Origin of the sequence: Nostoc sp., from assembly GCF_036917395.1 — a bacterium.
Taxonomy (GTDB): domain Bacteria; phylum Cyanobacteriota; class Cyanobacteriia; order Cyanobacteriales; family Nostocaceae; genus Nostoc.
The window spans coordinates 15380-33347 of record NZ_JBALDI010000060.1; the positions used below are offsets into that span (position 1 = coordinate 15380).

Annotated in this window: 17 protein-coding genes; 11 read left to right on the forward strand and 6 right to left on the reverse strand. The window is 41.5% G+C overall.

Annotation, left to right across the window (positions count from 1 at the left end):
* The first annotated feature begins 32 nt into the window (after positions 1–32).
* The gene (locus tag V7K46_RS20750) at positions 33–773 is read left to right on the forward strand and encodes an LmeA family phospholipid-binding protein (RefSeq protein ID WP_335116380.1); all 741 of its coding nucleotides are present in this window, start codon (positions 33–35) and stop codon (positions 771–773) included.
* Positions 774–806: 33 nt separating this feature from the next.
* Positions 807–1358: a DUF2231 domain-containing protein gene (locus V7K46_RS20755; RefSeq protein WP_334725153.1), complete on the forward strand. Its 552-nt coding sequence runs from the start codon at positions 807–809 to the stop codon at positions 1356–1358.
* Positions 1359–1775: 417 nt separating this feature from the next.
* Here V7K46_RS20755 and V7K46_RS20760 read toward each other — a convergent pair whose 3' ends face one another.
* The gene (locus tag V7K46_RS20760) at positions 1776–2624 is read right to left on the reverse strand and encodes a CmcJ/NvfI family oxidoreductase (protein ID WP_335116382.1); all 849 of its coding nucleotides are present in this window, start codon (positions 2622–2624) and stop codon (positions 1776–1778) included.
* A 328-nt stretch (positions 2625–2952) separates the two neighbouring features.
* On the opposite strand from V7K46_RS20760, the gene V7K46_RS20765 reads away from it, so the two are divergent.
* The 4 genes from V7K46_RS20765 to V7K46_RS20780 all read left to right on the forward strand — a co-directional run bounded on the left by V7K46_RS20765 (position 2953) and on the right by V7K46_RS20780 (position 5850).
* The gene (locus V7K46_RS20765; protein WP_273764291.1) at positions 2953–3237 is read left to right on the forward strand and encodes an ArsR/SmtB family transcription factor; all 285 of its coding nucleotides are present in this window, start codon (positions 2953–2955) and stop codon (positions 3235–3237) included.
* 814 nt (positions 3238–4051) lie between these two features.
* Positions 4052–5008, forward strand: a complete 957-nt coding sequence (locus V7K46_RS20770) for an aldo/keto reductase (RefSeq protein WP_335116384.1) — start codon at positions 4052–4054, stop codon at positions 5006–5008.
* Between the two features lie 220 nt (positions 5009–5228).
* Positions 5229–5645 carry a ribosomal maturation YjgA family protein gene (locus V7K46_RS20775; protein ID WP_334721782.1) on the forward strand — a complete coding sequence of 139 codons (417 nt, stop codon included), beginning with the start codon at positions 5229–5231 and terminating at the stop codon, positions 5643–5645.
* The gene (locus V7K46_RS20780) at positions 5623–5850 is read left to right on the forward strand and encodes a DUF167 domain-containing protein (RefSeq protein WP_335116386.1); all 228 of its coding nucleotides are present in this window, start codon (positions 5623–5625) and stop codon (positions 5848–5850) included. The genes V7K46_RS20775 and V7K46_RS20780 overlap by 23 nt, the downstream gene beginning before the upstream one ends.
* Before the next feature lie 113 nt (positions 5851–5963).
* Here V7K46_RS20780 and V7K46_RS20785 read toward each other — a convergent pair whose 3' ends face one another.
* Positions 5964–6581, reverse strand: a complete 618-nt coding sequence (locus V7K46_RS20785; protein ID WP_335116388.1) for a glutathione S-transferase family protein — start codon at positions 6579–6581, stop codon at positions 5964–5966.
* Between the two features lie 200 nt (positions 6582–6781).
* Here V7K46_RS20785 and V7K46_RS20790 point away from each other — a divergent pair, with 200 nt between their 5' ends.
* The 4 genes from V7K46_RS20790 to V7K46_RS20805 all read left to right on the forward strand — a co-directional run bounded on the left by V7K46_RS20790 (position 6782) and on the right by V7K46_RS20805 (position 9702).
* Positions 6782–7483, forward strand: coding sequence for an SOS response-associated peptidase (locus tag V7K46_RS20790; protein WP_335116390.1), 702 nt, complete (start codon positions 6782–6784; stop codon positions 7481–7483).
* A 247-nt stretch (positions 7484–7730) separates the two neighbouring features.
* The gene (locus V7K46_RS20795; protein ID WP_298919396.1) at positions 7731–8252 is read left to right on the forward strand and encodes a photosystem I assembly protein Ycf3; all 522 of its coding nucleotides are present in this window, start codon (positions 7731–7733) and stop codon (positions 8250–8252) included.
* A 127-nt stretch (positions 8253–8379) separates the two neighbouring features.
* Positions 8380–8670 (forward strand): Asp-tRNA(Asn)/Glu-tRNA(Gln) amidotransferase subunit GatC, encoded by a 291-nt coding sequence (gene gatC, locus V7K46_RS20800; RefSeq protein ID WP_273764277.1) that lies wholly within the window; start codon positions 8380–8382, stop codon positions 8668–8670.
* A gap of 63 nt (positions 8671–8733) precedes the next feature.
* On the forward strand, positions 8734–9702 hold the full coding sequence (locus V7K46_RS20805) for a glutathione S-transferase family protein (RefSeq protein WP_335116392.1): 969 nt from the start codon (positions 8734–8736) through the stop codon (positions 9700–9702).
* A 510-nt stretch (positions 9703–10212) separates the two neighbouring features.
* On the opposite strand, the gene V7K46_RS20810 is transcribed toward V7K46_RS20805, so the two are convergent.
* Both V7K46_RS20810 and V7K46_RS20815 read right to left on the reverse strand, forming a co-directional pair.
* A complete protein-coding gene (locus V7K46_RS20810; protein WP_335116394.1) occupies positions 10213–11574 on the reverse strand; it encodes an efflux RND transporter periplasmic adaptor subunit in 1362 nt (453 codons plus the stop codon).
* A 92-nt stretch (positions 11575–11666) separates the two neighbouring features.
* Positions 11667–15137 carry an efflux RND transporter permease subunit gene (locus tag V7K46_RS20815; protein ID WP_335116395.1) on the reverse strand — a complete coding sequence of 1157 codons (3471 nt, stop codon included), beginning with the start codon at positions 15135–15137 and terminating at the stop codon, positions 11667–11669.
* A gap of 1109 nt (positions 15138–16246) precedes the next feature.
* Here V7K46_RS20815 and V7K46_RS20820 point away from each other — a divergent pair.
* Positions 16247–16759, forward strand: a complete 513-nt coding sequence (locus tag V7K46_RS20820) for a hypothetical protein (RefSeq protein ID WP_335116397.1) — start codon at positions 16247–16249, stop codon at positions 16757–16759.
* 70 nt (positions 16760–16829) lie between these two features.
* Here the strand turns inward: V7K46_RS20820 and V7K46_RS20825 are convergent, their stop codons facing one another.
* Together V7K46_RS20825 and V7K46_RS20830 are read right to left on the reverse strand one after the other, a co-directional pair.
* Positions 16830–17411, reverse strand: coding sequence for a thioredoxin family protein (locus tag V7K46_RS20825; protein WP_335116399.1), 582 nt, complete (start codon positions 17409–17411; stop codon positions 16830–16832).
* 239 nt (positions 17412–17650) lie between these two features.
* A complete protein-coding gene (locus tag V7K46_RS20830) occupies positions 17651–17866 on the reverse strand; it encodes a high light inducible protein (RefSeq protein ID WP_335116401.1) in 216 nt (71 codons plus the stop codon).
* Between the last annotated feature and the right edge of the window lie 102 nt (positions 17867–17968).

Here is a 17968-nt window from a genome sequence, read left to right on the forward strand (position 1 = left end):
AAATAGTATTTAAAGCAGGAGTTAATTTAATAATGGCAGACAGTCCTGGATTAGGAGAGCAAGCGCTCAATAAAGCGGCAGAAATAGGATTATCTAGCCAATTAGATGAAGTAGAAAATTTAGATGTAAACATCAAAACCGATCCACTGAAACTGGTTCAGGGGCAGGTGGATTCAGTCACGATTGAAGGTGAAGGTATGGTTATGCAGAAAGACCTCCGCATGGAGGAATTTAACATGCAAATGACTAATGTTGCCATTAATCCCCTGAGTGTAGCTTTCGGCAAAATTGAACTCACTAAACCTACAGAAGCCAATGCACAGGTTGTGTTAACTGAGACTGATATCAATCGCGCCTTCAACTCAGAATATGTGCGATCACAACTGCAAAGTCAAAAAATCCATGTTAACGGTCAACTGACGACTATTGAGCCTCAACATGTAGAATTTCGACTACCAGGTGATGGAAAAGTAGCAATAAATGCCACTATGAAAATAGTAGAAACAGGTGAAAATCAGCAAGTTGCTTTTTCCGCAGTACCCCGGATTAGTGCAAATGGAAAAACTGTTTCTCTGGAAGATGTCGAATATGGCAAAAGTGAGGAAATATCGCCAGAGTTGACAAAAGCTTTGGTAGATCAAACTAGCGAACTTTTAAATTTGAGTAACTTTGATTTAGAAGGAATTAGCTTGCAAGTTAAACAACTAAAAGTAGAAGTAGGTAAACTAACTCTACAAGCTGAAGCTTATGTTGAACAAATTCCTTCAGATTAAAAATAAGACGCTAATAAATTCAGGATACTAATAATGGAAACTACAGACACAACGCAAACAAATTCAACACCTTTTCCAAATATTCCACCAGTTATTGAAAGTAACGACAGTGAGTATCTTGATAGCGGCGTACCCAGTACAGTTGCGATCGCAGGACATCCCCTACATCCCCTGAGTGTGACCTTTCCCATCGCATTTTTAGCCGCCGCATTGGGAAGCGATATCGGCTACTGGTTAACTAGTGATTTCTTCTGGGCTAAAGCTTCACTATGGTTAATCGGACTCGGATTAGCTGGAGGTGTCCTTGCATCAGCGATCGGCCTCAGCGACTTTTTTAGAATAGAACGAGTTCGCAAGCGCAGCGCAGGTTGGGCGCATTTAATACTTAACGTTTCTCTAATAGTTTTAAGTCTAGTTAATTTCCTTCTGCGCTTGGGCGACGCTGAATCTCGAATACTACCTTGGGGACTGGTTCTCTCGCTCATTGTCGGTACGCTGGTTAGTATTTCCGGCTGGTTCGGTGCCGAACTTTCCTATCGCCACAAAATTGGTGTTGTGGGTGCTGGTAGCAGAAGATACCCTTGAGTGTAAATTCTTCCTTGTCTTTGAGCAATGGGATATTTTTTATTTGCAAGTCCCCTACTTTAATGGTAATTAGATTTACTTAAGTAGTTATCTGCTCTAATTTTATGCTGGGCTGCGTCAGATACAAGCAGCCCAGTTTAGTAGTTTGTAAATTATGAAAGCACTGATTGTGTTTCCAACTTCTGGGCTTTTTGCTTGAAGACGGTTGGTACTTCTGAGTTCGCCCTGACTGGTTAAAAGCCTACAAGCTCTTAACCAGTCAGGGACTTGACCAGAGGCAGCAGCCCTCTGGGAATACATTCCCAGTCCAAAGACTGGGAACAAGGTGACACAAGCCTTTGGGCTTTTTTTAGTGCCATTCGGATAAAGACTTAAACGTAGCTAAAAAGATTGACCATTGGTCATTCTCTGATGAATCTATTCGGGGTAGAAAACTATCGTCCTTAACTCAATGCTCTGACGAGGTGGAGCATCTGGTGGGCTAGTGGGATCATCAAATCCAGTATGGGCGGCAAACCTGGCCCGTCCTTCTTCTGCGGAGTCAAAGCACTTAATAAATAGCGCTTCGTCTTGTTGCATTTGCGGGAAATAAAACCATTGATGTGATGGGTTATAGGTTATTGCGTAAGTTTCGCCAGCGTAATTGGGGTACAAGAGATCACCAGCTACAAGGTCTGTAGGTGCGATAGAAAAAGCGTCGCACACTGCTAATGGTGACTCCTCAACTGGTGCAATAGGTCGCCAAATGTTAATCAGTGCAAACCTTTTTTGTAGCACTTGATCAATGTTATCTATTCCCTGCTCTGTCAATACCTTGCGGGCACGCGTATAGCCAGATTTAGCTGTAAAGTCATTATGCACGCGCTTGACAGGTTCCCTGATTTCGTTCTCGCCCGACTGCGAACGTTGAGCGTTACGAAGAGTATGATCAAATATCAGTACTTCAGTTGCACCTGTCACCTCTTTCAATAATTGCTTGGCTTCAGGATAATAGACGCTGCGGATCTCATCTTCATCATAGAAATCACTGACTTTACTTTCATGTGCAGCAAAGTCGAAGCCTTGGCGCTCTAAGGATACTTTATCTGAAATTGCCCGTGCATTATGGATTGGTACTTTGTGTGTCTCGTACTTTCCGTTGGAGCGGGGAACCCCTACTGGGGGTTCATAGGCATAGATAAAAGGCTTTTCTGCCATAGGGGTGAGGTAAGTCAGTTCTGCCTCAACGTGTTTCAGGTCAGAGAAAAAACGATTGTCTGTGCTCATTGCTTACATCCTTGTTCAGAAGTTAAGACAGATAATATCCCGTGGAATTGGAGTGCAATTCACGCTCAATATCTGGCAATTGATCGCAATTACATCTAACGGCGTCAGCAAAATTACAACATGCCTCAGCTATGTTGTAAGAGTAGGACTCAAAGTAGCTGTTGATGTTTGTTAACGTCGTATCTCGTCAGGAATCTTCAGTACTAGAGAATTATAGTTAAATACTTATTTAACCATTACAGTAATTAGCATAACAGAATTTTTGTATAATAGTCAAATGATTGTTTGAGTATTTTAGTAAAATGCCAGATTCTGCTATGATATGGGGATGATTGAGAAAATAAATTACGAAAACCGCGCTAAAATCTTCACGGCTCTTTCAGATGCAACACGCCTGCGCTTAGTAGATTTACTGTTGAATACTGACGAAATCAGCTGTTCAGAAATTGCCGAGCAGTTGGGTATTAGCTTATCTCTTTCTTGTCACCACTTAAAAGTTTTGACGGAAGCAGGTTTGGCGAAGAATTACAAAAAAGGGCAAACAAGATATTACTCAATTGATCGTGCTGTTCTCAATAGTACTTTGGAGAGTTTAAATAGTCTTATTAGATGAATAGTATTGTATACCAATATTGGCTCTTAACTTTGGTTGTGATCAAGGACAATTGAATGTATTGCTATTGACATATATTTGATGGGCTGAAAACCAGCGATCGCTTTTAGCAGGCTACTATTTTCACAATCCGATGACCCAATAATTACAAACTTTTCTTTTGGGTTCATAGCAAAGCTAACATCTTCTACAGGCAGAAACCGATGCCTACCTTCTTTCTAGATAATTTGAACACTTTTTGCTATAATTAATGATTCTAATTTTTCCATGAATTCAATCTCCTTCAACGCCTTTAAGCGTCAGTAAAATTAATTCATCGATTGATTTAGCCTGCTGATTTAGCATCCTGATTTTATGCATAAATTATCCAGATTTCAGGAAAAATATTGGCTCAAGACCGTATTATACAGCCTTATTAGTAATTCACTTTTTATATGCTTAAATCGCTTTAATTTCATCATTTTTATGCCTCTTGTCGCTGCTTTAATAAGCCTCGTTTTTGCATTTAACATTCCTGAGTAATATTAATTATTTACAAGGGCATACAGATGTAAGCTTTTATCATGCATTGCATCTAAAGGAGAAATAATATATCTTTATATTTTAACAAATACGGTAAATCAATAGAGATACAGTATTTATTAAACTTAAACCAAAGTATCACACAGTCAGAACCAAAAAACAAGGTGTGTTAAGAAGTTTGTAACTTTTCACCGAGACCTCCGTGCCGTAAAGAGCAACTATATTCATGTATGGGGGTAAGGCACAGGCGAATTGATTCGCCGTCAAATAAGGATAAAGGAGTGCAGTGTTGATGGAAAGACTTAAACTTGGACGTTCCGGGCTAGAAGTATCACGACTATGTTTTGGTGGCAACGTGTTTGGGTGGACTATTGATGAAGATACTTCATTTAAGATTTTAGATTACTTCATCAAGGCTGGAGGTAATTTTATTGACACTGCTGATGTCTATTCCAAATGGGCTACAGGCAATCAGGGTGGAGAGTCGGAGATCATCTTAGGGAAGTGGCTTAAGCAGCGAGGCAACCGTGACCAAGTGGTGATTGCCACTAAAGTTGGCAATGATATGGGTATTAAAGGCAAAGGGCTTTCTCGTAAACACATCCAACAAGCTGTTGAAGACTCATTGCACAGGTTACAAACCGATTATATTGATTTGTATCAATCACATATCGATGATGAAAGCACTTCCCTTGCAGAAACCCTAGAAACTTATGGGGAATTAATTCATCAGGGAAAAGTGCGCTTTATTGGTGCTTCAAACTATAGTGCAGAGCGTTTGGCACAGGCATTGCAAATCAGCCAGCAGCATAGTTATCCTCGCTATGAGAGCCTTCAGCCTCGTTATAACTTGTATGACCGAGCCGAGTATGAGCAGGAGCTACAACAAATCTCCCAAGAACAGGAAATTGGTGTGATTAGCTATTCCTCTCTGTGCAGTGGCTTTCTCTCTGGTAAATATCGCTCAGAAAAAGACCTGTCTATTAGTGCCCGTGGTAATTCTGTCAAGAAATATTTGAATGCTCGTGGTTTAGCAATTTTAGAGGCACTGGATGAAGTCGCTAAGATTTATAATGTGACTCTCACCCAAGTTGCTCTAGCCTGGCTAATTGCACATCCCACTATTACCGCTCCTATTGTTAGTGCTACAAAAGTTGAGCAGCTTCAAGATATCATCAAATCTGTAGATATTAAACTTGAGCCAGATGCTATTCATCTTCTAAATCAAGCCAGTTCCTGGAACAAGTAGTTCAATAAACAATTCGACCAACAAGCCAGATAGTACCAACAAGTGCCCCCACAATAAGTTGACGTTGAAAGAGAAGATAAGTCCGCCCACGCGGACTAGCTTTCCCTACAGGACGCTACGTTTAGCTGGCTTTTGAGTAGAGGTATACCTAAGTTTATGTAGCCGCGACTTTCAGTTGTTCAGGCTGCTAAAATTTTGCTTAGTTTCTAGTTTGTAGAAAATGCTTCGACACCGTAATCAAACAATATTTATTATTCTTTCTGTGCTCATCGTTGTACCGATGGGCTTTTTGTTTAAATATTATAATGGGCCTGCCCATCACTGGTTTAATGACTACGGAGCCGCTGTATTTTATGAAATATTTTGGTGTCTATTTGCATTTTGGTTTTTCAGAAGTCGGGCGGCAGTTATCCAAATTCCTATATGGGTTTTTGTCATCACCTGTATACTAGAATTCTTGCAACTTTGGCATCCGCCACTCTTAGAAGAGATTCGCGCCACCTTGATAGGTAAATTGTTACTTGGTACTACCTTTGTTTGGTGGGATTTTCCTCATTATGTATTGGGTTGTGTTTTAGGTTGGTTGTGGCTGCAACAATTACAGAAAATAGGTTATGCAAAAAAAAGTCAAGGTTAAACCTAATTCAAAACAGCAAAAGATTGAAGAACAACCTGATGGCAGTTTGACTGTATATTTAAAATCGCCTCCAGTTGATGGTAAGGCTAATGAAGAGTTAATTAAACTACTAGCAGATAAATTTGATGTACCTAAATCTCATATCAGAATTAAGTTAGGTTTGTCCTCTCGGCAAAAGCTGATAGAAATTGATACAAATGTCTAGTTGCTGCTTAGTAAGACATTTTTTGAAAATTTCTCCTCATAAATGTGAGGCTATATCCCACCCAGTATATCCTCTACTAGAGCCAATAACCTAGAAACAGAAGCTCACAAAACCTAATTTTTCTGCTGTGTAATACTGATATACCTTGGTTGAGCTTTGACTCTTTCTATCCAAGCTTGAATAGCAGAAAATTGTGTCAAATCAAACCCACCTTCATCAGCTACATGAGTGTAAGCGAACAAGGCAATATCAGCGATCGTGTAACACTCTCCTACAAAAAAAATGTGAGAAGTTAAGTGTTTATCCATCAAGCTAAGTGCTGTATAACCCGGTTCACGTTTTTGCTTAATAGCCTCACTATATTCTTCAGTTTTACCTAAAATAGAAATCCAAAATCTTGATGTAGCAATAAAAGGCTCATGGCTATATTGTTCAAAACATAGCCATTGCAGCACCTGCGCTCGTAAAAAGCGGTCATATGGTAAAAATTCTGTACCTTCACTCAAATACACCAATATGGCATTTGATTCTGCCAAATATTTCCCTGGCTCAATTTCCAGAAGGGGTATCTTACCGTTAGGATTTTTACTTAAAAATTCTGGTGTTTGAGTCTCGCCTTTCAAGATGTTAAGCTCTATTCTCTCAAAAGGCATACCTAGTTGTGTCAATAAAAGACGTATCTTATAACCATTACCAGATGGTAAAAAATCGTACAGACGCAGGAGTTCCATGTTAAAATACAGTTAGTAATATGTTGATAACTGAAGGTTCAAAATACAATATCTTACCAAAAGATTTTCCAAAAACCGGATAATTTTTTTTAGATTTAGCATCTGAGCGTACTACATAAAATTATCCGAAAAAATAAAAAAAAATATTATTTATTTCTAGATTGAGATGTTTAATTTAGTTAGGGATCGAGAATAAAAGTATGTGTGGAAGATTTACTCTAAACCAGTCAGCAGCAGGATTATCTCAAGTTTTCCATGTCGAGTCAGTTCCCGATTTAGCAGCCGAATATAACATTGCACCTACGCAAATGGTGGCAACAGTGTTACAAAATCCCGAAAGCGAAAAGCGTGAATTTAAGCAGTTGCATTGGGGCTTAATTCCGTCATGGGCGAAAGATGCAGGAATGGGGGCAAAGCTGATTAACGCTAGGGCAGAAACTGTTGCCGAAAAACCCTCTTTTCGTTCGGCTTTTAAGCATAGACGCTGTTTAGTGCTAGCTGATGGCTTTTATGAGTGGCAACGGCAACAAGGCAAAAAACAGCCGTTTTATTTTCGCCTTCAAGATGGGCAACCCTTCGGCTTTGCAGGTTTGTGGGAGAAATGGCGATCGCCTGCTAACGAGGAAATAATCTCTTGTACAATTTTGACAACGGCAGCTAACGAATTACTCCAACCTATCCACGAGCGGATGCCAGTGATTCTAGAGCCACAAGATTACGATTTATGGCTAGGTTTGCAGGTGCAAACGCCCCAAACCCTACAGCAGTTATTGCGTCCCTATCCAGCGTCAGCAATGACTGCCTATCAAGTTAGCACCTTGGTAAACAACTCTCGCCATAATAGTCAAGAGTGCATCATCCCACTCAGTGAGAAGAATGCCACCGCAAATCAGTTAAATTAGCTATTAAGTGTACTAAGGGATTGGGAAGATGAGGAAGCAAAGGAAGCAGGGGAAGAAAAACTATTGATTATTGCCCCATGACGCCACTTGCTTCAAGCCGGGGAACCCGGACAACGCAGTGGCTCCCCAATGCCCCATGCTCATTACCCCTTATCCCCAGAGGGGACACCGAGTTCCCCAATCCCCATTACCCCTTATCCCCAGAGGGGACACCGAGTTCTCCAATCCCCAATCCCCAGAGACAAATATGCCAAGAACACAAAAAAACGATAATTTTGTTGACAAATCCTTTACAGTAATGGCGGATATCATCCTGAAAATCCTGCCAACCAACAAAAAAGCTAAAGAAGCGTTTGTTTATTATCGAGATGGTATGTCAGCTCAAGCAGAAGGGGAATATGCTGAAGCATTAGAATACTATGAAGAAGCTTTAACACTAGAGGAAGATACCAACGATCGCGGCTATATTCTTTACAATATGGGGCTAATCTATGCCAGCAACGGCGACCACAAAAAAGCTTTAGAACTGTATCACCAGGCAATTGAGTTAAACCCACGTATGCCCCAAGCCTTGAACAACATCGCCGTGATTTATCACTACCAAGGTGAAAGGGAGAAAGAAGCTGGAGATAACGAGGCTGGCGAAGCACTGTTTGACCAAGCAGCAGACTATTGGATTCGAGCTATTCGCATGGCTCCCAATAACTACATCGAAGCCCAAAACTGGCTGAAAACCACTAAGCGATCGCAAATCGACGTATTCTTCTAAAAGTGATGAGTTAGGAATTATGAATCATTCACTCCTAACTCTTGTACAGACGCGATTAATCGCGTCTCTCCTAACTCTTGTACAAACGCGATTAATCGCGTCTCTCCTAACTCCTAACTAAAAAAATATGATTGACCAAGAACAAGTTCATAAAGTAGCTAATCTTGCTCGTTTAGAATTGACTCCAGAAGAAGAGGAACAATTCACTACCCAGTTAGGAAATATTTTGGATTATATTGAACAGTTGAATGAACTTGATGTTAGTAATGTGCCCCCAACAACACGGGCAATTGATGTCAGCAACATCACACGAGAGGATGAATTGCAACCCTATCCAGACCGGGAAAGTATTCTCAACAGTGCGCCTGAACAAGAAGGGGAATTTTTCAAAGTACCAAAAATCCTCAACGCTGAATAGTCAAAAGTCAAAAGTCCAGAGTTTTAGATTCTTGACTGTTGACTAAAAACTAAGGAGATAATTATGGGTTTGGGAATTCTTAAGAATGGTCAGTGGGTATCTCAAAGAGATCAAGAAGACTCAGAAGGTAAATTTATCCGTCCATCAACAACTTTCCGCAACCAGATTACAGCTGATGGTTCTAGTGGTTTGAAAGCTGAAGCGGGACGCTATCATCTGTATATTTCTTGGGCTTGCCCTTGGGCGTGTCGCACCGCCATTATCCGCCAATTGAAAGGACTCCAAGATGTCATTGGATTATCGGTCGTTGCAGCAGAAATTGATCAAAATAGCTGGGAATTTGGCGATGAAGCGGGGTCCATTCCTGATACAGTCAACGGTACTCAATATCTTTGGCAACTTTATCTGAAGGCTGACCCTAACTATAGCGGCCGGGTGACAGTTCCAGTTTTATGGGATATCCAAAATCGGACAATTGTCAATAATGAATCCCGTGAAATCATCCGCATGTTTGATACAGAATTTAATGCTTTCGCTAAACAAAATATTAACTTTTATCCAGAACATTTACAAAAAGTAATTGACAAGACGATTGATACAATTTATCAACCAATAAATAACGGTGTCTACCGGGCGGGATTTGCTACCACTCAATCGGCTTATGATGAAGCGGTAACGGAATTATTTACGGCTCTCGACTACTGGGAAAAAATATTGGGAAATCAACGCTATCTTTGCGGAAACGAAATTACTGAGACGGATTGGTGTATGTTCACTACTCTGTTTCGTTTCGATGTAGTTTATTATGTGCATTTCAAATGCAACTTACGCAGGATTGTAGATTATCCAAATCTGTGGAATTATCTCAAAGAACTTTACCAACTGCCGGGAGTCAAAGAGACTTGCAATCTTGACCACATCAAACGGCATTATTATAAGAGCCATCCCCAGGTTAATCCAACTCGCATCGTCCCAAAAGGTCCACTGATTGATTTTGATGCACCCCATAACCGGGATAAAATATTTGCTTGATTAACACTGCTGACCTTTAACTGTTTTGTTCGCTTGTCGCGTCATCGCTTGGGGCTGCTCTTTTTTCCAAGCAATATAGTCTACACGTGTTGATCCACATAGTGACGCAATACGCTTGGGTTAAAATTTAACTCTTTGCCAAAGTAAATTTTTTTAACGAACCGCAAAGGACGCATTCGCGTAGCGTCTCGTAGAGAAGGACGCAAAGCAAGAGAAAGAAGAGAAGGAAGAAATGCTTAACTGAACTGTATTGCATAGTGACGCAGCAGCCTGTCCGAAGGTTCAAAACTAATCATTGTTACTTGTATAATTTGAGTTCCTCAACTATTGGTTACTGCTTATAAGAGACTTCCATAAAATAAAATCCTCACTGAGAGCGATGCCTTCGGCAAGTAGCAGATTGCAAATTAATTGAAGTAGACCCCTTCCCTAACCTCCCCAAGGTATCGGGGAGGGTGGGTTAATGTACCTCACTTAGATGAAAAGCGCTGTAAATTGACAACATTGAGTCTACTTTTTTTGTGCAACTGGCTGCACACGTAAACCCTCTGTCTCATCAACCGTAGGAGTGGCAATCAGCGATTCATTTCCTGTTAGACCTGATGTAATTTCTACTTCAGTACCATAATCTCGCCCAACGACAACTTTTTGATAATGCACTGTTTGGTCTTTGGTTAGAGTTGCTACCTGCGTACCTCCGGCGTTAACGACTAAGGCACTATCTGGCACAACAAAGGGAGTATTAGTGCGGTTAATCGCAAATTTCACAGTGGCATACATCCCAGGTCGCAGCGTCGCGTTGTAATTCTCCACTTCTAATTGTGTCAGCAAAGTGCGAGTATTTGGATCTATAGCGTTGCTACTACGCACTACTTTACCTGTAAACGCTCGTTGTGGTAACTCTTTGACTGTAATTTCTGCTGTTTGACCAGTCTGAAATGACGGTGATAAACTCTGTGGAACATTCACATTCACATTTAGCTTGTCATAAGCAGCAATAGTATAAAGGCTAGTATTGCTAGTATTGGTGTTGCTGGTACTGGTGTTACTACTAGTATTGCTGTTGCCACTACCTGCTGAAATTAAAACACCTGTATTTACATTACGTGCGGTAATTACTCCTGCGAAAGGAGCAGTGACTTTCTTGTAAGACTGCAATACGATATTACGTTGGAAGTTTGCTTGAATGGCGTAGGCGTTAGCTTGTGCTGCTTTGACGTTAGCAGAGTCAGAATTGATAGTATTTTTTGCTGCCTCAACGTTGGCAAGATTAGCCTGATATGTGGCATATCTTGTATCAGCATCTTGTTGAGGCACTGCACCTTGCTTCACAAGAACACTCCAGCGTTGCCAACTCTGACGTGCGATCAATAGATTAGCCTGGGCTTGCTTCAAATCAGAAACACCTTTAGCTAAACTAGCACGACTTTGAAGCACATTAGCTTGTGCTTGCACGAACTCTGCCTTCGCTTGCAAAACTTGCTGATCTATGTCTGGTGAATCAATCTCTGCTAATAATTGACCCGCCTGGACGCGATCGCCAATATCTGCGTACCACCGCCGCAAATACCCAGTACTGCGAGCGTAGATGGTCGTTTGATTAAGGGCTACAACACTACCAGGTAGTTCCAAATTGGTAGTAGCAGCAGCGCGACGGGGAGTGATAATGTTGACTAAGGGTACGGTGCTTGCTTCCTTAACTGCTGCTTGTAATTCTGATTTTTGGCTTAACCGAGGCAGAATACCTATAGCTAGTAGGCTACCAAAAAAAACAGCACCAATTACAGCCCAACCAATTCGACCGATGCCGCGCCTTTTTTTAGAAGTCGTTTGTTGTTGAGAATCAGGAGATGCAGGAGGCTGAGAATCCATAGGTAAGCTGTCCCATATTGTCTAATTTGCAGAAATTCAGCAGCTAGAGTCATTACCATCATTGGCTTTAGCAATTTTGTTCTTTAAATTGCTTACTCCTTGCCTTGGGATGATGAGAACGAGTATGCGGTCTGTGGATCTGAGAAATTTAAATCGTCATCATCCTGATTAATAGGACGAGGTTGTTTACGCCGTAACATGCTGTATACAACAGGTACAAAGATGAGAGTCGCAACTGTTGCAGCTGACAAGCCGCCAATTACAGCGCGACCCAAGGGCGCATTCTGCTCACCACCTTCACCAAGACCGAGAGACATTGGCACCATACCAATGAGCATGGCTAAGGCAGTCATTAATACAGGACGCAACCGTGTGTGACCCGCCGCTTGCGCTGCTTTATAGGCATTTTCACCTTCTTGACGCTGGTCATTAGCAAAAGTGATCATTAGAATACTGTTTGATGTCGCCACACCTATACTCATAATTGCACCCATTAACGAAGGAACGCTGAAAGTAGTGCGGGTGACAAACAGCATCCAGACAATACCAGCTAAAGCACTTGGCAATGCCATCATAATAATCAGGGGATCGAGCCAAGATTGGAAGTTCACCACCATTAAGCAGTAAACCAGCACAATTGCAAATACAAGTCCGAAACCAAGTCCCAGGAACGAAGAGTTCATCGTTTGCACTTGTCCGCGGACATTAATCTGACTACCGTGAGGCAATTTTTTCTTATAATCAGCGATAATTCGATCCACATCGCGGGCAACTCCCCCCAGATCGCGATCGTAGGAGTTAGCGTAGATATCGAAAACTGGCTGAATGTTGTAGTGATTGACAACTTGCATTACTGTGTCGCGTCTGACACTAGCCAAATTACCTAAAAGTTGGGGTGCAGTTTGACCGTTACTAACTGGGGTATTTTTCAGGCTGTCAATAGAGTCAATTTTGTACTGGGGAACTTGTACAGCAAGGGTGTAACTTACGCCTTTTTTGGGATCGAGCCATTGGTTAATTGCAGCTTGACCGCTTGAACTTAAGGAAGTGAGAACACTATTAGCAACATCACGCTGGGTCATACCCAGTTGTTGAGCCTCAGTGCGATCTACATCAAGACGTAACTCTGGCGCATCGACAACTTGTTGCATGTGTACATCTACAGCGCCAGGAATGAGCATCATCCGGGCTTCGATTTGTTTGGCAATTTTAAAGTTAGCCTTTGAGTTTTGCAGAGGGCCAGATATTTGCACGTCAACAGCAGCAGGCAAACCGAAATTCAGAATTTGAGTAACAATATCAGCCGGCTCAAAAAAGAAGGTGTAATTGGGAAATGTCGCTTTCAATTTCTGGCGTAATTGCTTGACGTAAGAAAAAGTTGAACCAGATTCTTTTAACGAGACAAGAATATCAGCATCAGCCGGGCCAATTGTAGCACCGTTGTAGCCATAGGTAAGGTTAATGCCACTGTTGGGTAAGCCGATGTTATCCAGAATCTTCGAGAGATTTTCCTTCGGTACAGTCTGGCGAATAACGCCTTCGACTTGGCTAACAATTCTTTCTGTCTCTTCCAAACGAGTACCAGGTAAGGCTCGAACGTGTAGGCTAAACTGACCACCATCGACTTCAGGGAAAAAGTCTTGACCGACGAACGGCAACAAAACTCCTGCACTTACTATAAAAGCACCAAACAGCACAAAGACTATACGGCGGTGATTTAATGCTGAGGTGAGGACATCGTAGTACCAACTGCGAAATTTCTCAAATTGTCGGTTAAACTTTTCGTGTAGCCGCCATATCCAATCTTTCTTAACAGGTTCGGCAGTTTTCGTTGTTACTTCTGACCTTTGGTGCTGATTGTCGTGACCATTATTGTTTTGGACTGGTGAATGGGTGTGGTGGTTGTCGCGACTATCATGGATTTCGATTGGCGAATGGGTATGGTGGTTGTCACGACCATTATTGTTTTGGACTGGGGAATCTATATGATGTTTGTCGCGACCATTATTGTTTTGGACTGGCGAATCTATATTATGCTTGTCGCCATGACCATTATGATCCTCACTTTCTCTATGCAAGTGCGCTTCATGTGGTAGGAAATAATTTGCCATCGTCGGTACTACAGTCCGAGATAGCACATAAGAAGCAAGCATGGCAAATACTACCGCCATCGCTAGCGGGACAAACAGGTACTTTGCCACTCCACTTAGAAACACCACCGGCACAAAGACAATACAAATACATAATGTTGCTACAAGTGCTGGAGTTGCAATTTGCTGCGCTCCATCTAAGATTGCTCGCTTGATTGGTTTACCTTGTCCAAGATTTCGGTGGATATTTTCAATTTCGACTGTGGCATCATCTACGAGAATACCGACAGCTAAGGACAAACCACCTAAAGTCATAATATTGAAAGTTTGTCCCAAACGACTCATCACAATAATCGAAACCAGCATCGAGAGGGGAATCGATACGGCTACAATTACAGTGCTGCGCCAACTTCCCAGGAAAACCAGAATCATCAGCGCGGTGAGACATCCTGCAATCAATCCTTCTTTGAGAACGCCTTGAATCGAAGCCTTAACAAATACAGATTGATCGAACAAAAACGCTAAATTCAGTCCTGGGGGTAAAGTGGATTGGATGCGAGGCAAAGCTTTTTTTACCCGATCAATCACATCAATAGTTGAGGCATTGCCACTCTTGAGAATACTCAGTAAGCTTGAGCGCTTGCCATTTTCACGTACTATATTCGCTTGTACGGCAAAGCCATCTCGTACCTGCGCGACATCACGAATGTAAGTCACATTACCATTGACTTGTTTTATCGGCAAGTCGTTGAGGGCTGCCACTACATCTGGACTATTGTTGATTTGTACGGCGAAGTCGCGAGCGCCTATCTTCATATTGCCTGCGGGCAAAACCAAGTTTTGGGCACTGACAGCATTAGTCACGTCTTGGGCAGAAACGCCTTTAGCCAACATCGCTTGGGGATCGATATCAACCATAATTTGCCGAGGTTTACCACCATAGGGCAAAGGTACACTCGCACCTTGCACTGTTGCTAACTGGGTGCGGACAACGTTAGTAGCAAAGTCGTTGAGCGCTTGTTCCGGCAAGTTTTTGCTGCTGACACTCATCTGGATAATCGGCACGCTGGAAGCGTTGTATTGAATGATGAATGGCGGCGTGATCCCAGGTGGCAAAGGGCGGAGAATTGTTTGGCTCACAGAGGTGATTTGAGCGACGGCTGAGGCTATATTGACGCTCGGTTGGAAGAAAACCTTGACAACACTAACACCACTTAAAGATTGAGACTCAATGTGTTCGATGTCCCCAACAGTTGTTGTCATGGCACGTTCGCTAATTGTCACGATTCGCTGTGCCATTTCCTCAGATGTAGTACCAGTATAAGTCCAAACTATACTGACAACCGGAATGTTGATTGCCGGAAAAATGTCAACCGCTGTACCAAATATTGTTACTACACCTAATATCACAATCATCAAGGCAGCGATCGCGAATGTATATGGAAGACGTAAAGCAATTTTGACGATCCACATGCAATTTCCTTTTAAATGGGTTTAGCGCTCTATCATCACTATTGTGAGAGAATAATTTAGAATTCTTGTTACAAGTGACTTTTATCAAAAAGTCACTCTTTTGTGCATTGTATTAGAAAATAAAAACTCAAACCCATTTCTTCTCTTGTATTAAAAATGGCATCTGATTTTTCGTTTTCTAAAATGATGAAACATTAGATATATAAAGGTCTACTGAAGATATCGTAAATAAATGTAACGCGTTTTCTCCTTTGTGATCCATGTCACTAGTCATAGACGCTATTAACGAAATATTTCTTAACATTAAACAAAAAGGTATTGGGTCAATACGGTTCGGTTAAGCTTTAAGCAGTATTGAGTACAGAGAACATGAGTGTTTCAATTTTGGCTCTTATTCCTTTGTGTATCAGTTTCTTGGAAGGAAATTTAGCTCTAGTTTTTTTACTGCTCGCGGGTTATATTACACACACTTTACGATTCTTTTCTTCGCAACGCTGCACAAACCCAAGAGCATCTTGTAGAGTTGGAGTATGCTTCATTCGCAATTGACTTTTAACGATTTTAGTAAATTTGCTTGCATTGGGATGCTCCCCAGATGCGAGCTTGTAAAGATAGCCGAATAAAAGGGCTGCTGAATAACTAACTTGTGAGAAAGGTCTTTGTGAGCTTCTACGGTTATAACAGAAGCTGACATTAGGATACACTGGCTTTTGAATACACCGGAAGTTTATCAGTGACTTTATTTGTCGCTGCTAGTGACTTCCTGCCTAATGTCCTATCGCTTTTTGCTGTATGAAACTTACTCCAATCTACGGCAAGTCTCCCTCAAGAAGGTTTCTTAGCATCTAAAACGACTCCCACTGTTTTGAGGCTATAGCCTTAGAATATTTACAAGCTTTACTTACGAATTGGCTTTCTCTAGAAAAATACCGTTTTTGCTATCTAAGCTGACATTCTACCTGTTTCTATCTAAATTTTTGTAGCTTGACAAATCAGCTGATTCATTAATATTAAGCCTGTTTTACTATTTAGTTTCTTACCAGTGACCTATTAGACAGTTAGAGTGTTCATTTTACTTTGTTCAATAGCTTTTAGCCCTTATCGCTCCCATGCTCACCCATCACCGCAAGCCCGTGTGCTTATCACTTATTTCCACTGACCTACCAATCTGGTCTGTTGTGGAAACTGCCGCGACATTGTATCAAAAGGATACTAATAGATTCCATTTGCTGTTAACTGCACCGCCCCTAATTAGCTGCGAAGTAAAGAGTGTCGTAAGTCCAGATGACACACTTACCCAAAGTAAGAGCAAAGCTTATGCCCCTAACAGTCCCAGAATTTTGTGGCTGGAAATTTCCCCTTACCGGGTGATTATGACTATGCAAGGTAACGCTCAAGTGAGTTACCGTCACTTTTGGGAACAGGGCGTTTATGGGATTAGTCGCTATTGGTTGCCAACTGAGTCATTCCAACCTAACAATCCGATTCGTTTACGAAATTTTACTAATAGCCTAACTCTCAACGGACATCCCTTGCCAGAACATTTGCGTCTGGAATATGAATTGTGGGCAGAAAAAGTCCAACTAGGATGCTACATACTTAATTTGGAAATTAAACACTGATAGTTAGGGGGACTAGGGATTGGGGACTAAAAACATTTTCCAGTACCCAATACCCAATACCTAGTTCCTTTCAACCAAAATAACTGGGTTGGTTTCCAGATTTCCATTTAATATTGCAACCAACACTCGGCTTTTGCTCGCTTGTAACAGGTTTACCCGCCAGCGCTGCTTCAATGGCTGCGCGTAAATCTGCGCCTGTTACAGGTTTACCATTACTCGGACGGCTATCGTCTAATTGCCCCCGATAAACAAGTTGGCGTTGGTCATCAAATACAAAAAAGTCTGGTGTGCAAGCTGCTGTATAAGTCTTTGCCGTTTCCTGGCTCTCGTCGTAGCATAATGTAAAACTAAACCCTTGTTCTGTAACAAATGCTTGTAACGACTCTGGCGCATCATCTGGATAATTCTTTGCATCGTTAGCACTAATGGCAACGATCGCTAAATCACCTGTAAAATAATCTTTTCCTAACTGCGCTAATTCTTTTTGGACGTGCTTTACAAACGGGCAATGCCGACAAATGAACATTACCAACAGCACTTTTTTCTCTGCAAAGGTAGAAAGTGAAGTTGCCTTTCCAGATACTACTTCCGGTAGATCAAAATCTGGTGCTTTTGTGCCTAGCGGCAACATAGTTGAAGCAGTTAAAGCCATAATTTCCCTGATAACTTTACACTGATAACTAACAGCTTTTGCTATCAGTATATTTTTAATCTACCACTAAGTTTCCCATAAATTAAGAGACGGTAAATTTACCGTCTCTTACATTTGTTGATAATTACAGCAGATTGCAACTTGGTGAGTTCAGATTATCGTAAGGGCACAACAATGTTGTGCCCCTACCCGTGTACTTCATTTACCTGAAAAACGCTGTGAGTTATAGAAATTAGCTTTTACAGGCTTGTCAAAATACCAACAATGCCGTGTCCTGTGAATACTTCTAATGCTATTAGAGAGACAAAACCAATCATTGCTAAACGACCGTTGAGCAGTTCTGCAAAAGGAGTGAAGCCTGTGCGATCGCCTTGTTCATCTATATAAATCCTTGGCTCTATCGCAAAGTTGTTCAGTTTGCCTTGGTCGTCAATTATAGCAGTGTTTGTACGCATGGATTTTTCCCTGTCTTCTCTTTATGTAAATAACTGTAACAAATGTATTAATATTTGTAAAGTATCTGAATCTGTTCAAGTAGAAGTCCAAGCCAGAGATAT